The 544-nt window shown below is 46.5% G+C and carries 2 tRNA genes and 1 rRNA gene; all 3 read right to left on the bottom strand.

Annotated elements, in window-relative coordinates:
- Window positions 1-137 precede the first annotated feature (137 nt).
- Window positions 138-213, bottom strand: a tRNA-Ala gene (locus tag NA624_RS23005).
- A 111-nt stretch (window positions 214-324) separates the two neighbouring features.
- A tRNA-Ile gene (locus NA624_RS23000) sits at window positions 325-401 on the bottom strand.
- A 69-nt stretch (window positions 402-470) separates the two neighbouring features.
- Window positions 471-544: ribosomal RNA gene (locus tag NA624_RS22995) — 16S ribosomal RNA — on the bottom strand; the annotation flags it as partial.

Raw genomic sequence — 544 nt, 5'->3', positions numbered from 1 at the left:
AATTTGAGAGACTCACGAACAACTTTCGTTGTTCTGTGTTTCAATTTTCAGCTTGATCCAGATTTTTAAAGAGCAAAACTTCGCAGTGAACCCTTTCAGGTACACTCTGAAGTATTTTTTCGTAAACACTCACGAGATGGTGGAGCTATGCGGGATCGAACCGCAGACCTCCTGCGTGCAAAGCAGGCGCTCTCCCAGCTGAGCTATAGCCCCATCGTGTAGTCAGAACCTCTTTACCGATAATTTTTCCTGAGACAAGGCGTGGAATAACGAAGCATACATCAGTATGTGAGTTATTTCACAACGCAGTATTCAGGGAAAATTTGGTAGGCCTGAGTGGACTTGAACCACCGACCTCACCCTTATCAGGGGTGCGCTCTAACCACCTGAGCTACAAGCCTGTAGAGGTTTTACTGCTCGTTTTTCATCAGACAATCTGTGTGAGCACTGCAAAGTACGCTTCTTTCAGGTAAGGAGGTGATCCAACCGCAGGTTCCCCTACGGTTACCTTGTTACGACTTCACCCCAGTCATGAATCACAAAG

The sequence above is a fragment of the Salmonella sp. NW38 genome, from assembly GCF_051807745.1.
Taxonomy (GTDB): domain Bacteria; phylum Pseudomonadota; class Gammaproteobacteria; order Enterobacterales; family Enterobacteriaceae; genus Salmonella; species Salmonella enterica.
Note: the sequence above shows the minus strand (reverse complement) of the source record. Positions and strands in the feature narration are given on the sequence as shown.